The organism is Oceanibaculum nanhaiense, from assembly GCF_002148795.1.
In the GTDB taxonomy this organism is placed as follows: domain Bacteria; phylum Pseudomonadota; class Alphaproteobacteria; order Oceanibaculales; family Oceanibaculaceae; genus Oceanibaculum; species Oceanibaculum nanhaiense.
The window spans coordinates 244,655-265,024 of record NZ_MPOB01000005.1 but is presented as its reverse complement, the minus strand read 5'-3'; the positions used below and the strand labels follow the sequence as shown (position 1 = coordinate 265,024).

Genomic DNA, 20,370 nt, shown 5'->3' with positions numbered 1-20,370 from the left:
CTGTAAACGCAAGGACGTCAGCCGCGTGGCGGCAGCGGTCGGTCAGAACAGGCCTTCCACCACTTCCGGCGGAAGCCCGGCCAGCACGAGTTCGGCGATCTCCTCGCTGGCGAACAGATTTTTCAGTCCCTCTCCGAGATTCTGGGCGCTTTCGATCGTGTAGCCGCTGATCACCAGCGCATCGACGCCCATCTCGTAATCGACGATAACCACGTTATGCGCGCCCAGCAGCACGAACTGGTTGGAGCCGCTGCCGCCGATCAGCGTGTCATTGCCGGCAAGATCGCCATAGCCGATATGGATCAGCACATCGTCGCCACCGCCACCGTTGAGGATATTGTTCCCCGACCCGCCGGTCAGCGTGTCATTGCCGGCACCGCCTTCCAGCGTATCGTTCCCGGCACCGCCGATCAGCAGATCATTGCCAGCGCCGCCCTGCAACAGATCGTCACCATCCCCGCCCGACAGCGTGTCGTTACCGGCCCCGCCGGCGAGCGTGTCATTCCCGGTGCCGCCATCGAGCCAGTCGTCGCCATCGCCACCATACAGCCGGTCATCCCCGTCCTCGCCGAACAGGGTGTCATTACCGCTGCCGCCAAAGATCGTGTCATTACCGGCACCGCCATACAGCACATCCTTGCCGGCACCGCCGGTCAGCAGATCGTCGCCGTCCCCGCCCCGCAGCGTATCGTCGCCCGCCGTTCCGGAAACGATGATCCCGGTCACCGTCTCCTCGCCGGTCGTCGCAGCATTGAGCAGGGCCAGTGCCGCCGCGCCCAGATCGGCCGATTCCGGATCATTTGCCCCGTCAGCGATGGTCGGGCCATCGGCGTCGTCATTCTCGACGCTGGGCGGCTTCTGGCGTGCCGCCGCGTCCTGGTCGGAGTCCGCGTCATCGGGGCCTGCGGCATCAGACGCAGCCATATCCTCTTTGCCGTGGCTGCCAATCAGCGCCGAGGGGTCACCCGCCGGGCGGGCATCGTCATTATCCTCCTCGGAAGGCGCTGCGCCGCTGCCAAGCATGTTCACGATCAGCATCGCGATCTGATCGGCGCGCGCCTCATCCGTGGCCATAAGCGCGGTGGCCACGAAGATCGCGAAACCGGTGACCGCGTTGGCCACCAGGTGATAGACATTGCTGGTGGACATCGCGGCTTCCTGGCGCCGCACCGCCACCATCTGGTTCAGCAGGTCGCGGAAATCGCTGCCCCGGAGCAATTCGTCGGTGGGCTCGCTGTAGGCGATGAAATCATTGCCGATGCGCGCGATATGGACGGCAACCTCGTCAGTCTCCGGATTTTCGAAAACCAGCCAGGGGTCGCCCTCGTCGCTCACGCCGAGGGTCGCCTCATACGGCACGCCGGCTTTCGCCAGCATTTCCATGCAGCGATACAGATCGGCCTTTTCCTGCTCGGTCCATCCCAGGGCCGGGCGGGTGATCGCCGAAAAAGGTATGATCTGTGCGGTCATGGGTCGATTGCCGATTTCAATCCCGTTTCCGGTCAAGCGCCTTACAAAACCCCATCAGGACAAACGCTTGGCCACCGTTCTTGGTTCCAACGCTTACCCTGATATGCGCGTCACGTCCAGCGCGAACATGCTGGTCGCGTTGTGCTTTACGCCTCTCGGGCAGCGTCCGCCGCGGTATCGGAATCGCCCGTCGGGACGATGTCGCCTTCCGCAGCCGAGAGATCGCCAAACAGGGCGCGATAGGTATAGGGATCGTAATAGCCCAGCAGGCATTTTACGAATTCCACCCGGTCCACGCCCAGCGCATCCGCCCAGAGCTGGTAGCTTTCCGGCGGAACCCGGCCCTTGCCGGCCTCGATCTGGGAAATGAAGGTGTAATAGTTGATATTGACCCGCTCGGCCAGCTCACGCTGGGTCAATTTACGGGATTCGCGAAGTTGTTTCAGCCACTGGCCCGCCTCCTGCCGCAGCAGTTTGGAATCGGTCGAGCCCCCGGCATGGTTCGGCGCTAACATGGCACACGCTCTCAAGTAACGACAAATCAGACTATCGATTATCAGAAAATCACTACACCGGCAACCGCAGACATATTGGCAGACCGGCACAGGCACCCTACAAAGGGCGCACGCCAGTTCCGCCAGCCTGCATGATGGGCCGGCACAAGAGGAGAGATAGCGGTGCGCATCCTGTTCATCCACCAGAATTGCCCAGGTCAGTACAAGCATCTGGTGACGCATCTGAAGGCGGATCCGAAAAACGACATCGTCTTCATCTCCAAGCCGAACGGCAATACCGTCAGCGGCATCCGCCGCATCGACTACAAGCTGCACCGGGAGCCAAATCCGCATATCCATCATTACCTGACCGGCACCGAGAGCGGCGTGCTGCACGGCCAGGCCGTGGCACGGGCGCTGATCGCGCTGAAGGAGAAGGGCTGGAAGCCGGACATCATCTGCGCCCATCCGGGCTGGGGCGAGGCGCTGTTCGTGAAGGATGTGTTTCCCGATGTGCCGCTGCTGGCCTTCTTCGAGTTCTTCTATCATGCCGAAGGGGCGGATTGCGGCTTCGATCCGATGTACCCCAACACGATGGACGATTATTTCCGGCTGCGGATGAAGAACACCGTCAACCTGCTTAGCCTGGACTCCTGCGACTGGGGCATGAGCCCGACATTCTGGCAGCGCGAGGTGCATCCGGCCGTCTATCAGCCGAAGATATCCGTCACCCATGACGGCGTGGACACCGCGCTGCTGACGCCGAAGCCTGATATCCGGGTCACCCTGCCCAATGGCGTGACGCTCGGCCGCGATGACGAGGTGATCACCTATGTGTCGCGCAATCTGGAGCCCTATCGCGGCTTCCACGTCTATATGAAGGCGCTGGAGGAAATGTGCCGGCGCCGGCCCAAGGCGCATTTCCTCATGGTCGGCGGCGATGACGTGTCCTACGGGCGCCGGCTGCCCGACGGCAAGACCTATCGCGAGGAACTGCTGAAGGAAGTGAAGATCGACCCGGACCGGGTCCATTTCCTGGGGCGCATCCCCTATTCCAGCTTCGTGAAGGTGCTGCAGCTATCCTCGGCGCATGTCTATCTGACCTACCCGTTCGTGCTGTCCTGGTCGATGCTGGAGGCGATGTCGGCCGGTTGCCTGGTGATCGGCTCCTCCACCCGTCCGGTGATGGAAGCGATTGAGGATGGCCGGAACGGGCTGCTGGTGGATTTCTTCTCGGCCACCGGCATCGCCGACGCGGTGGACCGGGTGCTGGACCATCCCGACAGGATGGCCGATCTGCGCCGGGCCGCGCGCCAGAGCATCATCGATCGCTACGACCTGCACAGCATCTGCCTGCCGGCACAGCTTGGCCTGATCGAGACGCTGATCGCCGGCAGGAAACCGGACCTCGATCTGGCGGCCGGAAAGTCTCCGGCGCTCACGACGTCCTGAGCAGGGCTTACGGCTCCCGGAAGGCCCGGTTAACGCTTTCGATCAGCGGTTCCAGCATGTAGTTGAGCGGGCTGCGCAGTCCGGTCTTGATGAAAATCTCGGCCGGCATGCCGGGCTGCAGTTCGACATGCTCCAGCTTGTCCAGCTCCGCCTTGTTGATGCGGACTTTCGCCAGATAATAGGGCGCGCCCGAGCGTTCATCCACCAGCCGGTCGGCAGACACCGTTACCACCTCGCCCGGAACATTCGGCGTGTTGCGCATCTTGAAGGCGGTCAGCATGACATCGGCTTCCTGGCCGACCGTGACATTGTCGATATCCTCCGGCCGCACCTGGGCTTCCAGCACCAGTTCCTCGCCGCTCGGAACGATTTCCATCATGGTCTCACCCGGCCGGACGATACCGCCGATGGTGTGCACCTTCAGACTAACGACATACCCGGCGTGCGGGGCACGCAGCTCGATCCGGTCCACAATGTCACGGGCTGCCGTGTAGCGTTCGCGCAGGTCGAAAATCTGCGACTGGACCTCACGGTGCCGGTTCGCCACATCCTCGCGGAACTGATTCTGAATCGAGATGATCTGCAGCCGGGACTCGCCAATCGCCTGCTGCTGGCGGGCGATATTGCCGCTCAGGCGGGCATTCTCGCCCTCCAGATCGGCGACCGCACGCTGCAGGGCAAGCAGACGCGGGCGCGCGACGAGACCGCGCCCCACCAGATCCTGGATGCCTGAGATTTCGTCCTTCAGGATCGCCATCTGACGGCCGTTCGCCGCGCGTTCCGCGGTCAGCCCTCTGATTTCCTCCTGAAGCTGGAGAATCCGGCTTTCCAGAACTTCGGTCTGCCCTTTCAGGGCTTCCCGGCGGGCCTCGAACAGGATGATCTGCCCCTGCACCGCGTCCGCCACCTCGGATTCGGTCAAACGGTCGAGCAGCATTGGCGGGAAATCGATCCCCTCGGCGCCCGTCCGCTCCGCCGTCAGCCGCGCTTCCAGCGCCATGGCCGCGTCAAGCTGGCCGCGCACGATCTGCAAATTGGCGCGCGGCCTGACCGGATCGAGGCGCACCAGCACCTGATCCTTCTCCACCTTGTCGCCATCGGCCACCAGAATATCGGCGACAATGCCGCCTTCAAGATGCTGGATCGCCTTGCGCTGCCCGTCGACGGACACCACGCCGCCAGCGACCACGGCGCTGTCAAGCTGGGCAACCCCGGACCAGATACCAAAGCCACCGAACATCACGGCGATGATGATCATGCCGGCCATGATCGGGCCGCGCGCATGGGTCTGTAGCTCGGGGAAGGGCTGCGCGGCTGTCTTGCTCTTTGCGTTGAGAGCCTTACCGGAAGCGATTTGGGGCAAAGACATGTTCAGAACTTTCCGGTTGCGCTAGTTGCCGTCGCCGCTGGCGGGCTTTGCCGCGTCGTCGGACGGGGCGACATCGTCGCCCTTCTTGTCGGTGGACGCGATGCGCGGCCGTGCGGACGGACGCCCGCCTGCCGTGGACATGGCGGGTTGCCCGCCACCGGCCACCGGGCGGGTCAGGCGCGCCAGCACATCGGCACGCGGACCGAACATTTCCGGCAGGCCGTCACGCAGGAACAGCACCTTATCGACCACCGACAGGATGCTGGGGCGATGGGCGATGACCACGACCGTCACACCTTCCGCCTTCAGCTGCAGGATGGTCTGACGCAGCGCCTCCTCGCCATCGCTGTCGAGATTGGAGTTGGGCTCGTCCAGCACCAGAAAGCGCGGGTTGCCGAACAGCGCGCGGGCGAGACCCAGGCGCTGGCGCTGGCCGCCCGAGAGCGAGGAGCCGCTTTCGCCGATCTCCGTCTCATAGCCCTTGGGAAGCTGAAGCACCATCTCGTGCACATCGGCCTTGCGCGCGGCCTCGATGATCTGCTCCGGCTCGGCGTCCTGGAAGCGGGCGATATTCTCCTTCACCGTGCCGCCGAACAGCTCCACATCCTGCGGCAGGTAGCCGACATACTGGCCGGCATCCTCGCGGTCCCAGGTGGCGAGATCGACACCGTCGAGCCGCACGCTGCCGGCAGCCGGCAGCCAGGCCCCGGCCAGGATGCGCGCCAGCGTCGATTTGCCGGCAGCGGACGGTCCGATAATGCCGACACTCTCGCCCGGCTCCAGCGAGAAGGACACGCCCTTCAGCACCGGTTTGCCACCGGGATGACCGAACACAACCTTGTCCACCAGCAGCTTGCCCTTGGGGGCCGGCAGTGGCATCGAGGGCTGCTTCGGCGGCGCCTTGGCAAGCAGCGTCTTGATCCTGTCATAGGCGGAACGCGACTGGATGAACTGGCGCCACACGCCGATCGCCTGCTCGACCGGAGCCAATGCCCGGCCCATGATGATCGAGCCGGCGATCATCACGCCTGGCGTAATCTCGTGCTGCAGAACGTAATAGGCACCGACCGCCAGGATGGCGACCTGCAGCGTGAAACGGAAGGCTCGGCTGGCGCCCGTGATGGAGCCGGCCCGGTCGCTGGCGATCGACTGCAACGACAGCGCCGCATCGTGCATGCCCTGCCATTTGCGCCGCACGCCGCCGATCATGCCCAGCGACTGCACCACTTCGGCATTGCGCCGGCTGGTTTCGGCGAAATCATTCGCGCGCGAGGCATACATGCTGGCCAGGCGCAGCGGGTCGCGGGTGCGCAGCTCCGTCGCCAGCGCCAGCGCGAACAGGATGACCGCGCCAGCCACGCCGACCGCGCCGATCATCGGGTGGAACAGGAACATGACGAAGATGAAGACCGGCACCCAGGGCGCGTCGAACAGCGCGAAGATACCGCTGGTCGTCATGAAATTGCGCAGCGTGTCGAGGTCGCGCAGCACCTGGCTTTCCTGGCCGCGGCCGCTGCGGTTGGTGATCTCCAGCAACGCCTGCAACAGCCGGCCGCCCATCAATTGATCGATGCGCGCGCCCATGCGCACCAGCACCCGGCTGCGGATCGCCTCCAGCAGGCCCATGACGATCAGCAGCACGACCGCGATGACAACCAGCGCCACCAGCGTCTCGCCGCTGCGGCTCTGCAGCACACGGTCATAGACCTGGAGCATGAACAGCGGCGCAACGAGCTGCAGTAGGTTCACGAAAAAGCTGAAAACCGCCGTGGCCAAGAGCATGCCGCGGCATTGCTGGATCGCCGCGCCCGCTTCGGATCTCGCTGTCTGCATTCTGAGTGATTCGCTTCGTTGCTGTGGCCGCGCGCCGCGCATTAAGGCCGGCTGCCCCGCGGAAGTACAGTGAGTTTATAACCGAGCAGCCGGTAGGCGTAAAGCGATGCGCGGCGTCAGGTCGCAGACGCGGGGAATACGGCCCCCGCTATACGAAATCCGCCACGATGACATTGTCCGTGGTCAGGCTGGAAACCCCCATCACGGTGACCGTCGCGCCAACGATGGTGAACTGCACGTTCCCGTCCACGGTCTCCTGCTCCAGCAGGGCTGCGGCGATCTCGGCTTCGCTGACGCCCTGGATCGCGATCTGGTCAACGCCGGTCTCGAAGTCGGTCACGGTCGGTTCCAGGACCGCCCCCGGATAACGGGCATCGAAGCCGCGCAGCACGAAGATGTCGGCGCCGTCGCCGCCGGTCAGCGTGTCCTTGCCGAGGCCGGAGAAGATGGTGTCGTCGCCGGCGCCGCCGACGATGCTGTCCAGCCCCTTGCCGCCGCGCAGCTCGTCGCCGCCAGCGCCGCCCAGGATGGTGTCGGCATTGTTGCCGCCGTTCAGGATGTTGGCTGCCGTGGTTCCTGTCAGATCCAGCAGATCATGCCCCAGTCCGGCAAAGACCGAATCGCTGCCCTCGCCGCCATAGATCGAGTCGTTGCCCTCCGTGCCGGTGATGGTGTCGTTGCCGGCCCCGGCCCGCAGCAGGCGGATATCGTCGGTCATCTGGAACGTCCAGTTCACGGCAGGCGGCGTGACCGCGTCGATCTTGTTCTCGATGCCGGTGAAGTGGCCCTGATCATTGTTCTTTCCCGCCGGCATGTTCAAATCGATGTCGATGCCGACCGAATTCAGCGAGGAGGACACGACCGAATTGCTGTTCTGCGCGTTCTCGTAGAAGCGATAGGGAACCTCCGCCGCGGCGATGGCCTTGGCGTGCTCCACCATGGTGGCCCAGACCTCGCCCGGGTCGCGCCCCATCAGCTCAACATCCGCCTGGTTGCGCTCCTCCGGCGTGGCGGTGCCGCGCGCGTCCTTGCTCTCGGAGAGCGGGATACCGGCCTGGGTCTCGATGATGCCGGTCGGGCCGTCGCCGCGGATCACCTGCTCATTGCCGTCGTCGTCGATGAACACGAGGTAGAGATGCTGCGGGTCCGCCCCCGGCGGCAAGGCGACCGGCGCTTCGCTCACCGGCAGACACTCGATCACGATCTTCGCCACGACTCCCTCCTTACCCCCTTATTTTCGCTGCGATTAATTGTAAGGAAAGGGCGGCCCGAATTTCCACCTTTGGAGGTATTTTTCCGGCGGGTGCGTCATGCGACAGATTGACGCACCCACAGACCCCTAATCGAAATTGAACTCGAAATCATCGTCGAGCGGCATCTCGAAAGCATCATCCAGGGTCGGCTGGCGCTGCTGGAGCTGGGTCTGCAGCTGTGCGAGACGCGAGAGCACCGGCAATCGCTGGGTCGAGAGCAAATGCGTGTAGATGAAGGGCAGCGCGCCTGCCTTGCGCAATTCCAGGAAGGCCGCGTCGGAAAGCTGGTTCAGCTTCGCCTCGTCGATGCGCAGGATACCAGTCACGTCCTGTGCGCCCTGCCCCGCATCCACCTTCAGCGGCCAGTCGGCGAACAGCCCATGGCTGTCCAGCAGCGCGCAAAGCATTGCCGTAGCCTGCCGGTCGCGCTCCAGATGCGTCAGGAAGTCCACGACCTGTGCGAATTTGCCGGCGGGCTGGTTTTTGTCGTCGAAGAAGGGGTCCGCCCCTTCTGCGTCCGGCGCTTCCAGCAGCAAACCGCTTTCCTCATCCACGCAAACCAGTCGCTTACCGCCTTCGCCCGCCACAAGAGCGAAAGGGTAGGCGCGCAGGATCGCGGGCGCATAGCTCCCCAGCCAACGCCCCTCAGGCGCGATGTAGAAATTCCGGCCCGGCACCAGCGAGCAGATGGCGACGGGAGACACGACATCATTCTGGCGCAGAAAGCCGACCGGCATATCGGCTGCGGCACGCGGCAGTTCGGCGGCGCAGAGCGGCAGCACGGCCTCGCCCGCAGCATAGAGATAGCTGGAGAAGCCGCGCCAGGCCTTACCGCCGTGGCGTTCGGGGGAGACGGGTACGAGGGATTTGTACATGGTTGCTTACTCGGGTTTCGGAACAGGCGTCGAGGCGGCACCGCCACCGTCAGGCGATGCCGAGATAGGCCAGCAGCGGCAGGGTCTTGGCGGTGAAGTCGGCCTCGCGGGTCTTCAGCTCCGCCAGATTCTCCTCCGGCGTTTCCAGCGTCTTGCCGTCCTTCAGGATGCGCTGGTTCTGCGCCGACAGCACGGACCAGACGAAACCCGCCAGATCCTTCTGGCCCTGTTTCCGCCCCAGCAGCATCAGCTGGCTGAAGCGATCCACCTGCACGCCGGAGCCGATGACCGGGCTGACCAGATAGGCGATGTCGGCGGCGGTGCGCGCGCGCTCGATCAGCGCCGCGTTCAGCCGGTCGCAATGCGGCTTCGCCTCGCGCGCCGCCTTGTCCTCCAGCGCCGGGGCGGCCTGCCCGCTGGAGGTGAGAATTACCAGCGCCTGCAGCAGCTTCTGGTAGCCCATCGCCTTCAGCGGCTCGACGGCCAGCATTTCGGCGATGCTCTTCGGCTTTTCCGCCAGCGCGTCTGCGACAGGCTCATAGACTTCCGCCTGCAGATTGACCTCACCGACCGGGAAGGCCGCCTTCAGCGCCAGGGAGGATCGCGGCACAGTCAGTGCGAAACGGGTGGCGCTGAGCGCCACCCCCTGCTCTTGCGACGACAGGCGCAGCAGCCCTTTGGCGAAGATGTCTCGGCGGAACTGCTGGTTTACGCAGAAATCGCGCACCGTCTCGCGCACCGCCGGATCGGTGAGCGTGGCCAGAAGCTGCTGCTGGTCCACCGTCAGATTGACGATATCGACATGGTCGCCGGTATGGGCGGAAGCCGCGAAAGTGAGCTTCGCCTGGCTGAGTTCCCGCGCCACATCGCTATGGTAGAAGATGTTCCAGTCGCGGTTCATGTACTCGTGGGCAAGGTAGTTGCGGCTGTGCTTGGCCATGCCCTCCAGCCGCGTCGCCGCCAGCGGGTTGGCCTTGAAATAGCCGGCATTGGTCTTCTGCATCTGGCCGATGAAGTCCAGCGCGTCATCGATGCGCGTAGCCATCGGCTGCGCCTTGTTGCCCTCGCCCAGCTCGATCATCAGCTTGCGCATCGGCATTGCGGGCGCCCAGCCGGGCAGCACATTGTAGGAGATGTAGCAGACCCCGCCCGGCTTCAGCCTGGCATAGAGGAAATCGCGGATCAGCGCGCGGTTCTCCTCGCTGATCCAGCTATAGACGCCATGCAGCGCCACCACGTCGAACATCGGCAGATCGGCCGACAGAAACTCGGCGAAACTATGCTCGTAAAACTGGATGTTCTTCAGATTGGCCTGGGCGGCGAGCTTGCGTGCCCCGGCGACATGGGCGGGGTTGAAGTCGGTGGCATGCACCTCGGCACCCGGATGCGATGCCGCGATCATCGTGGCTGTCAGACCGTGGCCACAGCCCAGCTCGGCATAGCGCAGGGGCGTACTGGGGGGCTGGCCGGTGAGCGCGGAGGCGTCCGCCTGCTTCAGCAGCAAATTCAGGCGCAGCAGCGCCGGTGCCATCTCGCGATAGACGCCCTGCGAATATTCCAGCTCCGCCACATAGCCCGACGTCCATGATGTCATTTCGGCTCTCCCAGCAATTACTTTTTGCGTGCAGCTAGTTTGGCTCTTTCGTAAAGAAAACCCCACTGCCTAAAAGGCAGTGGGGTTCATAGCCTAGTTCTACTTTTTATTAAAAAGAAAGAACCTGACTTTTTCGACCCTTACCCGAGGGTAAGGACATTAGTACCAGCACCATCGATGGTCGCAGTGCTGAGATCGATCAGACCGGACAACTTAACTACTTGGTCGGCACCGTTCGTGAAGGTCGCACCAGCCGTTACGTCCTGAACAAGATAGGTGTCTCCACCAAACTGGAACCAAACCACACGATCAGCACCACCTGCAGCGGATGCCTGCAGGAAATCAGCGAAAGCTGCTGTCGAAGCCAGAGTGATCGCAGCCGTCGTAAAGGTCGCAGCAGCACCACCAGCAAGGAAGTCAACTTTGTCGCCCGACCCCATACCACTGATAGTAGCATAGATGTTGCCGTTCGAATTGGCTGTCACAATAAAAGTATCGGTACCCGTCCCGACGTCAACAATGTCAAGGCCAGCACCAGAGGTGATCTGGTCATTACCGGCACCACCGTTGATCGTATCCGCGCCAGCACCGCCGGTTAGGATATCGTTGCCATCACCACCATTGATAGTGCTGGCAACTGTCGACGAGCCGGTCAGCGTATCACCACCAGCGCCACCGGTCAGCGTCACAGCCTTAGTTGCGGCAGAAGCGTTGATGGTATCGTTACCCGCGCCACCAGTAAGAGTAGCAGCCGCAGCCAGCGCACCGGTCGTAATGGTAACCGCACCAGCGGCACCAGTAGCCGTCACGCCAGAAGCATCCAGCGAAGTCAAGGTGGTCGCAGTCAGACCAGTCAGATCAATACCAACATCGCCGCTGACAGTAACCGACTTAACCGAGGTTGCAGTTATCGGAATAGTGAACACTGTGGTCGGCGCAGTAGTGTCAGTATCGTCGGTAACAATATTCAGAGTTTCAACGCCGGCGGCTGTGATTGCTGTGCCGTTAGTGAAACCGTCCGTTGCCGAGAACTTCAAGTTCAACACATCGCTGGTACCGGTTGCATCCTTCAGGTTCAGCGTTGCTCCTGCAGTTGTTCCAAGCGCTGCAGTCTGCTCAAAAGTCGAGTTAGCGGCCAGGTTATTGACAGTAAGGGTAAAGGTATTCGAAGTACCCGCACTCACAATGTGAGTGATTCCATCAATGTTGTCGGCATTAATTGTAGTAGCCGCACCCGCCAGACCAACACCGAATTTCTCGAAGTTTGAGATAGAAGCAGCGAAAGTAGTAGTCGCAGAAGCGGTAGCCGCATTGGCTGCAGACAGCGAAATAGTATCGGAGCCATCCCCACCATCAACAGAACCGCCCGAACCCAAGGCAGCGACAGAGAGATTCACCGTGTCATCTCCAGCCCCCATGGTGCTGGCAACGGTGCTAGCACCAATCGTGACGGTATCCTTACCTGCGCCGCCGGTGAAAGTAGCACCAGTAGCCATAGCAGTGGCCAAATTCAAACCGCCAGTAGACGCAGAGGCATCAACACTGGTTGCCGCGGCGGTGCCAAGCGTAAGGCTAACCAAGCCAGCACCACCAACACTGACCGTTGCCAAGGCGGTAGAGTTGGCAACAACAGTGCTTGCACCAGAAGCCGTGATATTTACCGCGGTGGTTGTGTTACCCGTATCTGCGACAGTTACGCTCTTGCCGGTTGCCGTCTTGTCAACCGTCAGGTTTGCCGTCTTCAGGCCAGTGCCAGAAATACTGAAAGTAGCATCGCCGACCGGGGCCGCGGCAGTCAGAGTTGCCGACGCCTGGGTGGCAGCATAGCCGGCCGTCACAGTGGTAGCATCGGCAACACGATCAATTGCGATTGTCTGACCAGTGACACCCGTAACAGCCACTGCAGTATCAGCCGTCTGCTGGTACTTGATGGTACCCGAGAAAGTAGCAGCTGCAACGTCAGCAATAGCTGCGCCAGTTCCCACGAACGTGAGATTCTCAACATTCGTAATTGTACCAAGAACACTCTGATTTTGGTTGCCTGTGGTGTCCAAAATCAGCGTATCAGTTCCGGCACCACCATCAATGACGTCAAGAGCATTCAGCGTCGTGGCCGCGGTCGTACCGTCCGGCGCAAGAGCGCCAGCAGTGATAGTGTCATTCCCAGAGGTCGCAGCCGGCGTATCTGTGCCAGTCGTCAGCGTAAAGCTCTGACCAGGATTATTCTCCGGAATCCCGTCCTCGGTGGTGACATTGGACGCGGTCAGCGAGGTCAGGCCGGTGCCCTTCACGACAACGGTCGCGCCGTTGATCTCGAAGGACACGCCGCCATCGACCGTGGTCTGAGCGGTCAGCGCCGTGGTGATCTCGTCCGCGGTCGCACCCTGGATGGCAATGGTGTCGGTGCCGGCCACGAAGTCGGTGATGGTCGGGGCCTTCAGCGCGCCCGGAAAGTTCGGATCATCGCCGCGCAGCACGAACACGTCGGCACCGGCGCCGCCGGTCAGCGTGTCCTGGCCAAGGCCGGAATAGATGGTGTCGTTGCCGTCACCACCATCAATGGAGTCGAAGCCCTTGCCGCCGCGCAGCACGTCATTTCCGTCGCCGCCTTCCAGCGTGTCGGCATTCATGCCGCCCTGCAGCGTGTCGTTACCGGCGCCACCGATCAGGTAGTCATTGCCGTCGCCGCCATCGAGGTCGTCATTGCCTTCGGCGCCGTTCAGCGTGTCGTTGCCGCCAAGGCCGCGAATGGTGTCGTTACCGAGCCCGCCGTTGACCAGATCGCCATCGTCGGTGCCGACGAGGAAATCGCTGGCGTCCGTACCAGTGATAGTTGCCATTACTAATAGCTCCCTTAGTTTTCCCTGGTTCCCCTGGCGGCGTGACGGTGTCCCGTCCTTGGCCCCACAGCTTCCCCAACATACGAGCAGGCTCGCGCCGCCCAACCTTACTGTGTGAACACCGCTGCCGGCGACATCCCTGAACTCGCCAGGCGGTGGACGCAGTTACAGCGCTTGTTCAAACGCCCCCCGGTTTTACCCGTTGTCGAATGGTTCGCCAAGAGGCAAATGCCAACCCGGCCACGATAAATAGCGGTAAGCGCAGATGCGTTGCATTTCCGCAACAGATCAGGCAACGAGCCGTGATATATCACGGATTGGCAGAATTTAATTCGGTTGACTTGTGTATTGGGCAATATGATCCGGCTGCCTGACGGGCGTATCGCGGTTTCTGATCGGACGTAGCGGCGTTTCGTACGGGAATTCATATTGTCACAATCGAACTTTACAAGATGATTATTATCAGCGCGCTTGATTTATTACTTGTACAGTGACTTTCTAACCAGAAATGACTGTCCGACTTCGCCTTATTTGATGGGACTGCATTTGCGGCAACTCTATCGCGGTTGGCTCATTTTCTTCCCGCGCTATCGCAGGGATCGGGCGCTTGTCCCTGAAAAGACGGAGGAAATGGGGCTGGAACGCTTTTACAGTCTCTCACTCGATCCGGGGCAAAGCAGCTTCTAAACGCTTTCTCTGTCGTCATGGTCGGACTTGATCCGACCATCCATTGACCGAGCGTTTGGCACGGACGGCTGGACCCTCGGGTCAAGCCCGAGGGTGACGATTCATAATTAGTCCCCCCTACTCCGCGCCCCCGCCCTACTCCGCAAACGCGATGGTGATGCGGCGGTTCTGCCGTCCCTTGTTCTCGATCTTCGCCACGGTAAGCGGCCCGATCTCCCCGGTGCGCGCGACATGGGTGCCGCCGCAGGGCTGCAGATCGACCGTGTCGCCCGCCACAGAGATCAGCCGCACCGTGCCGGCACCCATCGGCGGCTTCACCGACAGCGTGCGCACCAGCTCCGGCTGGGCCGCCATCTCGGCATCGGTGATCCAGCGGGCGCTGACCGGATGGTCGGCGGCGATCAGCGCGTTCAGCCTGTCCGCCAGTTCCTCCTTGGTGAAACTCACTTCCGGCAGGTCGAAATCCAGCCGGCTGCGCTCGGCCCCGACCTGCCCGCCGGTCACGTCGCCCGGCACGCTGGCGCACATCAGATGCAGCGCCGTGTGCATGCGCATGTGGCGGTGCCGGCGCTCCCAGTCGAGTACGGCCGTCACCGCATCGCCGGGGGCCAGTGCGGATGCCGCCTCCGGCTCTTCAGGGACATGCAGGATTCCCGTTTCGCCCTTGCGGGTATCGGCTATCCGCAGCGTCCGCCCGTCCGCCAGCCGCAATTCCCCGCTGTCGCCCGGCTGGCCGCCGCCCATCGGGTAGAACACGGTGCGGTCCAGCACGATGCCCTCCGGCCCGGCCGATACCACAATGGCGGTGCAGTCCTTCAGGTAGGAATCGGTGCGGAACAGTTCCTCGGTCATGCGGTCCTCCTTTATCCGGGGCGATTATAGCGCCCTGTCCGGAGGGGTACAGGCGGGCGCACTTACTTTAATTGTCACCGGTACATTTTTACGATTGTCGCGATTTCCTGCGCTTTGTACCGTTACGCCATGAGCAAGTGGCACCCCGATATAGCGACAATCCCCGGCCCGCGCTACCGCGCCATTGCCGAGGCCATCGCCCGCGATATCGAGGCCGGCCGGCTGGTGCCCGGCGACCGGCTGCCGACGCACCGTGACCTCGCCTATCTGCTGGGGGTGACGGTGGGCACGGTGACGCGCGCCTATGCCGAGGCGCAGCGGCTGGGGCTGCTGGTCGGCGAGGTCGGGCGCGGCAGCTTCATCGCCCAGCGTGCGCCCGCCGATGCGCTGTATCACGCGCCGCCGGAGCGCGACGGCGTGGTGGATATGAGCCTGAATTACCCGCCCGCCGAGCCGCTGGCCGAAGCCGCGCTGCGCGGCAGCCTGGAGACACTCGCCCGGCGCAACGATCTGGCGCATCTGCTGCCCTATGGCAATTTCGACGGGCCGGAGGAGGTGCGCCAGGCGGTCGCGGCGTGGCTTGGCCGGCAGCACCGCTTCCCCACCGAGGCCGACCGGCTGGTGCTCACCACCGGCGGGCAGCATGCGATCAGCGCCGCGATAGCCGCCGTCGCCGAGCCGGGCGATGTGGTGCTGTGCGGCGCGCTGACCTGGACCGGAATCCGCGCCATCGCCGAGATGATGCGGCTGCAGCTGCGCGGCCTTGCCATGGATGGCGAGGGCGTGCTGCCGGAAGCCTTCGACGTTGCCTGCCGCACGCTGTCGCCCCGGGCGCTGTACCTGATCCCGACCTTGCAGAACCCGACCGGCACGATCATGGGCGAGGGGCGGCGCGCGGCGCTGGCGCATATCGCCGAACGCTATGGCGTGCCCATCGTCGAGGATGATATCTACGGCTTTCTGGCGCCAGACGCCCCCGCCCCCATCGCCACCCGCGCGCCGGAGCAGACGCTCTATCTCACCAGCCTGTCGAAGAGCCTGGCGCCCGGCCTGCGCATCGGCTGCCTGGCCGCGCCCCGGCGCTTCCAGCCGCGCATCATGGCGGCGGTGCGCGCCACCACCTGGATGGTGCCGCCGCTGATGGGCGAGATCGCCGCCGACTGGATCGACAGCGGTGTCGCCGACAGCATCGCCACGAACCGGCGGCAGGAAACCGCGCGCCGACAGGCCATCGCCCGCGCCGTGCTGGGTCCGCTCGCCGGCAGCGCCTCACCACAGGCCTATCATCTGTGGATGAAGCTGCCGGCACCGTGGCGCGCCACCGATTTCGTCGCCGAAGCCCGCCAGCGCGGTGTGCTGATCGCGCCGACCGACGTGTTCGCCGTCGGCCGCCGCCACGAGGAGGAGGCGGTGCGCATCTGCCTCGGCTCGCCGGCCAGCGCGGAGGCGGTGCGCCAGGGGCTGAACATCCTGCGCGAGCTGATCCCGCAGGCCGCCGACACCCGCTATCTCGCCGTCGTCTGACCCAACACCAAACTCCCGGAGCCCCGCACATGGACGTAAAGCCCGTAACCCTGTCCGGCCAGCATGTAACGCTGCAGCCGCTATCGATGGATCATCTGCCGGGCCTGGCCGAGGCCGGCAGGGAGCCGGCGCTGTGGCTCTACTCGCCGACCGCGGCCACCGGGACCGAAGGCATGCGCGCCTATCTACAGGAAGCGCTGGACGGGCAGTCTGCGGGATCGGCCCTGCCCTTCACCACCATGGACAAGGCCAGCGGCCGGATCGTCGGCTCCAGCCGTTTCGCCGCCATCGACCGCAAGAACAAAAGGCTGGAGATCGGCTGGACCTGGATCGATCCTGCCTTCCAGCGCAGCCATGTGAACACGGAGGCGAAGATGCTGATGCTGCAGCACGCCTTCGAAGTGCTGGGCTGCATGCGGGTCGAGTTCAAGACCGACCAGCTGAACGTGAAGTCGCAGACCGCGCTGGGCCGGCTGGGCGCGGTTCAGGAAGGCACCTTCCGCAAGCACATGATCATGCCCGACGGCCGGATCCGCCATTCGGTCTATTTCAGCATCCTCGACGAGGAATGGCCGGCGGTCAGGACGCGGCTGGTCGAGCGGCTGGCACAGGGCGGCTTCGGTAAGTAAGCGACGGTTTTTCACCGTCCGCATCGACATCGAAGCGGATCACGCAATCCCGGCCGGAGCGCTTTGCCCCATAGAGCGCCCGGTCGGCGTTCGAGATCGCTTCTTCGATCATGTGCATGGACGGCAGGGCCGACGCCACGCCGATGCTGATGGTGGCCCCCAGCTTTTCGCCGTCATAATCCACCTCCACCGCGGCAAAACGCCGGCGCAGGGTTTCCGCCAGCGTCGCGGCGCCCTCCATGTCGGTGTCCGGCAACACGACGCAGAACTCCTCCCCGCCATAGCGGCAGGGCAGGTCGCTCTTGCGCAACCCGGCACGCAACGCGTCGGCAAAGGCGGCCAGCACGGCGTCGCCCGCGTCATGGCCCTTGGCATCGTTGATCTTCTTGAAACGGTCGATATCGATCATCAGCACCGACAGCGGCGCCCCCTGGCGCAGCGTGCGGGCGAAATGACGCCTTGCCTCATCCAGGAAGGCACGGCGGTTCAGCAGGCCGGTCAGGTCATCGGTCATCGCCATGCGGCGCAGATTCTCGTGCAGCCGTTCGGTTGCCATCAGCAGACAGGCAATCGGCACCGCCACGATCATCAGGCAGGCCTCGAAAAACACCACCGTCTGCACGGCATTCACTTCCAGCAGTTTATCGCCACCGCCCCATATGGCGACGACCAGAAAGCGCCCCCATTGCGAGGTGCCATGGATGAGCTGCAGCACGCCCATCACCTTCACCGGCGCACTGCCGCGCGCGGCCCCCGGCCGGAAATGCTCGCAAGCCGCCGCCATGGCCATCAGGCCGAGATAGAGGGCGGAGATCAGCACGCGTGCGCGATAGTCGAAATCGACGAAGATGAAATAGGCCATCGCCAGGATCGCCATCGCCGGGGCGGCCATGAAGAGCGCGGAGGGACGCGGACGGCCCAGGAAACTGCGCGATCCCCACAGCAGCAGCAAGGCCGCCATGCAGAAGGCCGTATTGCTGCCCAGCAGCAGCCAGGAAACCTGGCCACTCGGGTTCAGGACAATCAGCAACAACCCCAGCGCATTCAGCAGATAGGTCCAGACCCAGAAGCGCAGTGCCGTGATATCGCGGTTGAATCGCCAGGATGCGGCAAAGGTCACGGCGGCCGTGATTGCCATTCCGAAGGCCACCAGGACCAATGTGCGCGTATCAAGGATCATCTTGAGCCGGACTGGAAACAGAAAAGCGACGAGAATTCCTTCTCATCGCTTTCCTACATTAAAAAAATTACCAAAAAATAAAAATAACCCCTGAATGAAAAATAACGAACGCTAATTCGGTATTTCCGTGAAGTCTTGGCCGGAGCCGGCGAAAGGATGCGCGTGATTCAGCGGGCCGCTGCCCTTGCCGAAGCCTGGCGCCGTGCGCAGCGCTTCGCGCAGATAGGTCCGCGCGCGTTCGACGGCGTGCTGCAGATCCAGCCCCTGGGCAAGACCGCAGGCCAGCGCCGAGGCCAGGGTGCAGCCGGTACCGTGGTTGCTGTTGGTGTCGATCCGGCTGCCGGTCAGCACATGGGTCCCATTCTGCATGACCAGCAGATCGGTAACGGTTTCGCCCTGAATATGCCCGCCCTTCATCAGCACGGCTTGCGGCCCCAGCGTCAGCAGCATCTGGCCGGCATGGTGCATGTCGTCGGTATCGCGGATCGTCATGCCGGTCAGCAGCTCCGCCTCCGGCACGTTGGGGGTCAGCACCGTGGCGCGCAGGATCAGGTCGCGCTTCAACACGTCCATCGCCGAGGTGTCGAGCAGCCTGTGCCCGCTCTGCGACACCATCACCGGATCGACAACCAGCGGCACGTCCTTGGCATGGGCATCCAGTTCGGCGCACACCGCCTCGATCACCGCCGGCCGGTGCAGCATCCCGGTCTTCACGCAATCGGCGCCGATATCCTGCAGCACCAGGGCCATCTGCTGGCGCACGAAATCGACCGGCACCTCGTGGATACCGAACACGCCTTGCGTATTCTGCGCTGTCAGTGCCGTGATCGCCGTCATGGCATAGCCGTTCAGCGCCGTCACCGTCTTGATGTCGGCCTGAATGCCGGCCCCGCCGCCGGAATCGGAGCCGGCGACGATCAGCACGCGTCCACGCATCGGCCTACCCCGCAACCTTCTGACCGGCGGTTTCCCGCACGGCCGCGACGATGTCGTCCACGATCCGGTTAATCAATGCCGCATCCTCCCCTTCCGCCATGACCCGAATGACACTTTCCGTGCCGGACTTGCGGATCAGCAGCCGCCCCTGCCCGGCCAGCTGCGCCTCGCCCTCCGCAATGGCGTCGCGCACCGGTTTCTCCTCCAGTGGCGTACCCTTGCCATAGCGCACATTCTTCAGAACCTGCGGCAGCGGCGTGAACACCCGCGCCACCTCCGACAGCGGCCGCGCCGATTCCACCAGCACCGCCAGAACCTGCAACGCCGCGATCAGACCGTCGCCGGTCGTCGCATAGTCGCTCATGACTATATGCCCGGATTGCTCGCCGCCAAGGTTATACCCTTCGGCGCGCATCCGCTCCACGACATAGCGGTCGCCCACGGACGTCCGCACCAGCGCGAGGCCGAGGCCTCCCAGATAGCGTTCCAGCCCCAGATTGGACATGACAGTGGCGACCACGCCGCCGCCCTTCAGCAGGCCATTGGCATGCCAGAAGCCGGCGATCCGCGCCATCACCTGGTCGCCATCAATGATCTGGCCCTTTTCGTCGCAGACGATCAGCCGGTCGGCGTCGCCGTCCAGCGCGATGCCCAGGTCGGCACCATGCTGCAGCACCGCGTCCCGCATCGCCTGCGGGGCGGTTGCACCGCACTTGTCGTTGATGTTGAAGCCGTTCGGCTCCACCCCGATGGGAATGACGTCGGCGCCCAGCTCGAACAGCACGCGCGGCGCCACCTTGTAGGCAGCGCCCTGCGCGCAATCGACAACGATGCGCAGGCCATCCAGCCGGCTGCCCCGGGGGAAGGTGTTCTTCACGAATTCGATATAACGGCCGCCGGCATCTTCCAGCCGGCGCGCCCGTCCCAGCTTGGCGGGGTCGGCCAGATACATCTCCGGCCCGATCTCGATGCGCCGCTCGATCTCCAGCTCGACCTCGTCCGACAGCTTGAAGCCGTCCGGCCCGAACAGCTTGATGCCGTTGTCCTCATAGGGATTGTGCGAGGCCGAGATGACGACGCCGAGATCGGCGCGGAACGAGCGTGTCAGCATGGCGACCGCCGGCGTCGGCATCGGCCCAACCAGCACCACATCCATGCCGATGGCGATGAAGCCCGCGGTCAGCGCCGGTTCCAGCATATAGCCCGACAGCCGCGTATCCTTGCCGATGACCGCCAGCGGCCTGTGCCCGCCGCGCTGGCCGATGAATTGCCGGCCGGCCGCCATCGCGACCTTCAGCGCGACTTCCGGTGTCATCGGATGGGTGTTGGCGGTGCCACGAATGCCGTCGGTACCGAACAATTTTCTCGTCATGGCGCGCGGT

The 20,370-nt window shown here is 63.6% G+C and carries 15 protein-coding genes; 3 read left to right on the top strand and 12 right to left on the bottom strand.

The window, feature by feature from the left end:
* Window positions 1–42: 42 nt before the first annotated feature.
* On the bottom strand, window positions 43–1,470 hold the full coding sequence (locus BKM74_RS19090; protein WP_086465752.1) for a calcium-binding protein: 1,428 nt from the start codon (window positions 1,468–1,470) through the stop codon (window positions 43–45).
* A gap of 146 nt (window positions 1,471–1,616) precedes the next feature.
* Window positions 1,617–1,985: a helix-turn-helix domain-containing protein gene (locus BKM74_RS10950; protein ID WP_086465751.1), complete on the bottom strand. Its 369-nt coding sequence runs from the start codon at window positions 1,983–1,985 to the stop codon at window positions 1,617–1,619.
* A 162-nt stretch (window positions 1,986–2,147) separates the two neighbouring features.
* Between BKM74_RS10950 and BKM74_RS10945 the strand changes: the two genes are divergently transcribed.
* The gene (locus BKM74_RS10945) at window positions 2,148–3,416 is read left to right on the top strand and encodes a glycosyltransferase family 4 protein (protein ID WP_086465750.1); all 1,269 of its coding nucleotides are present in this window, start codon (window positions 2,148–2,150) and stop codon (window positions 3,414–3,416) included.
* A 7-nt stretch (window positions 3,417–3,423) separates the two neighbouring features.
* Here the strand turns inward: BKM74_RS10945 and BKM74_RS10940 are convergent, their stop codons facing one another.
* The 7 genes from BKM74_RS10940 to BKM74_RS10910 all read right to left on the bottom strand — a co-directional run bounded on the left by BKM74_RS10940 (window position 3,424) and on the right by BKM74_RS10910 (window position 14,719).
* On the bottom strand, window positions 3,424–4,785 hold the full coding sequence (locus BKM74_RS10940) for an HlyD family type I secretion periplasmic adaptor subunit (protein WP_086465749.1): 1,362 nt from the start codon (window positions 4,783–4,785) through the stop codon (window positions 3,424–3,426).
* 21 nt (window positions 4,786–4,806) lie between these two features.
* Window positions 4,807–6,618, bottom strand: coding sequence for a type I secretion system permease/ATPase (locus BKM74_RS10935; protein ID WP_086465748.1), 1,812 nt, complete (start codon window positions 6,616–6,618; stop codon window positions 4,807–4,809).
* Between the two features lie 148 nt (window positions 6,619–6,766).
* On the bottom strand, window positions 6,767–7,831 hold the full coding sequence (locus tag BKM74_RS10930) for a calcium-binding protein (RefSeq protein WP_086465747.1): 1,065 nt from the start codon (window positions 7,829–7,831) through the stop codon (window positions 6,767–6,769).
* Between the two features lie 126 nt (window positions 7,832–7,957).
* Window positions 7,958–8,746 carry a SapC family protein gene (locus BKM74_RS10925; RefSeq protein WP_086465746.1) on the bottom strand — a complete coding sequence of 263 codons (789 nt, stop codon included), beginning with the start codon at window positions 8,744–8,746 and terminating at the stop codon, window positions 7,958–7,960.
* 49 nt (window positions 8,747–8,795) lie between these two features.
* Window positions 8,796–10,340 (bottom strand): class I SAM-dependent methyltransferase, encoded by a 1,545-nt coding sequence (locus BKM74_RS10920; protein WP_086465745.1) that lies wholly within the window; start codon window positions 10,338–10,340, stop codon window positions 8,796–8,798.
* Window positions 10,341–10,480: 140 nt separating this feature from the next.
* On the bottom strand, window positions 10,481–13,180 hold the full coding sequence (locus tag BKM74_RS10915) for a beta strand repeat-containing protein (RefSeq protein ID WP_086465744.1): 2,700 nt from the start codon (window positions 13,178–13,180) through the stop codon (window positions 10,481–10,483).
* Between the two features lie 822 nt (window positions 13,181–14,002).
* Window positions 14,003–14,719, bottom strand: coding sequence for an alanyl-tRNA editing protein (locus BKM74_RS10910; protein ID WP_086465743.1), 717 nt, complete (start codon window positions 14,717–14,719; stop codon window positions 14,003–14,005).
* A gap of 129 nt (window positions 14,720–14,848) precedes the next feature.
* Between BKM74_RS10910 and ehuR the strand changes: the two genes are divergently transcribed.
* Window positions 14,849–16,243 carry a MocR-like ectoine utilization transcription factor EhuR gene (gene ehuR / locus BKM74_RS10905; protein ID WP_086465742.1) on the top strand — a complete coding sequence of 465 codons (1,395 nt, stop codon included), beginning with the start codon at window positions 14,849–14,851 and terminating at the stop codon, window positions 16,241–16,243.
* A 29-nt stretch (window positions 16,244–16,272) separates the two neighbouring features.
* Window positions 16,273–16,872: a GNAT family N-acetyltransferase gene (locus BKM74_RS10900; RefSeq protein ID WP_086465741.1), complete on the top strand. Its 600-nt coding sequence runs from the start codon at window positions 16,273–16,275 to the stop codon at window positions 16,870–16,872.
* Here BKM74_RS10900 and BKM74_RS10895 read toward each other — a convergent pair.
* The 3 genes from BKM74_RS10895 to glmM form a co-directional block, all read right to left on the bottom strand.
* Entirely contained in the window at window positions 16,823–18,010 is a 1,188-nt protein-coding gene (locus BKM74_RS10895; RefSeq protein WP_176342492.1) for a GGDEF domain-containing protein, read from the bottom strand. The two genes, BKM74_RS10900 and BKM74_RS10895, sit on opposite strands and share 50 nt — an antisense overlap.
* Before the next feature lie 153 nt (window positions 18,011–18,163).
* The gene (thiD, locus tag BKM74_RS10890) at window positions 18,164–18,988 is read right to left on the bottom strand and encodes a bifunctional hydroxymethylpyrimidine kinase/phosphomethylpyrimidine kinase (RefSeq protein WP_086465739.1); all 825 of its coding nucleotides are present in this window, start codon (window positions 18,986–18,988) and stop codon (window positions 18,164–18,166) included.
* A 4-nt stretch (window positions 18,989–18,992) separates the two neighbouring features.
* A complete protein-coding gene (gene glmM, locus BKM74_RS10885) occupies window positions 18,993–20,360 on the bottom strand; it encodes a phosphoglucosamine mutase (protein WP_086465738.1) in 1,368 nt (455 codons plus the stop codon).
* Between the last annotated feature and the right edge of the window lie 10 nt (window positions 20,361–20,370).

Excerpts from the sequence above, each read along its gene's own strand:
- BKM74_RS19090 (WP_086465752.1), bottom strand. The coding sequence starts at position 1,470 with ATGACCGCACAGATCATACCTTTTTCGGCGATCACCCGCCCGGCCCTG.
- BKM74_RS10950 (WP_086465751.1), bottom strand. The coding sequence starts at position 1,985 with ATGTTAGCGCCGAACCATGCCGGGGGCTCGACCGATTCCAAACTGCTG.
- BKM74_RS10940 (WP_086465749.1), bottom strand. The coding sequence starts at position 4,785 with ATGTCTTTGCCCCAAATCGCTTCCGGTAAGGCTCTCAACGCAAAGAGC.
- BKM74_RS10935 (WP_086465748.1), bottom strand. The coding sequence starts at position 6,618 with ATGCAGACAGCGAGATCCGAAGCGGGCGCGGCGATCCAGCAATGCCGC.
- BKM74_RS10925 (WP_086465746.1), bottom strand. The coding sequence starts at position 8,746 with ATGTACAAATCCCTCGTACCCGTCTCCCCCGAACGCCACGGCGGTAAG.
- BKM74_RS10920 (WP_086465745.1), bottom strand. The coding sequence starts at position 10,340 with ATGACATCATGGACGTCGGGCTATGTGGCGGAGCTGGAATATTCGCAG.
- BKM74_RS10915 (WP_086465744.1), bottom strand. The coding sequence starts at position 13,180 with ATGGCAACTATCACTGGTACGGACGCCAGCGATTTCCTCGTCGGCACC.
- BKM74_RS10910 (WP_086465743.1), bottom strand. The coding sequence starts at position 14,719 with ATGACCGAGGAACTGTTCCGCACCGATTCCTACCTGAAGGACTGCACC.
- ehuR (WP_086465742.1), top strand. The coding sequence starts at position 14,849 with ATGAGCAAGTGGCACCCCGATATAGCGACAATCCCCGGCCCGCGCTAC.
- BKM74_RS10900 (WP_086465741.1), top strand. The coding sequence starts at position 16,273 with ATGGACGTAAAGCCCGTAACCCTGTCCGGCCAGCATGTAACGCTGCAG.
- BKM74_RS10895 (WP_176342492.1), bottom strand. The coding sequence starts at position 18,010 with ATGGCAATCACGGCCGCCGTGACCTTTGCCGCATCCTGGCGATTCAAC.
- thiD (WP_086465739.1), bottom strand. The coding sequence starts at position 18,988 with ATGCGTGGACGCGTGCTGATCGTCGCCGGCTCCGATTCCGGCGGCGGG.
- glmM (WP_086465738.1), bottom strand. The coding sequence starts at position 20,360 with ATGACGAGAAAATTGTTCGGTACCGACGGCATTCGTGGCACCGCCAAC.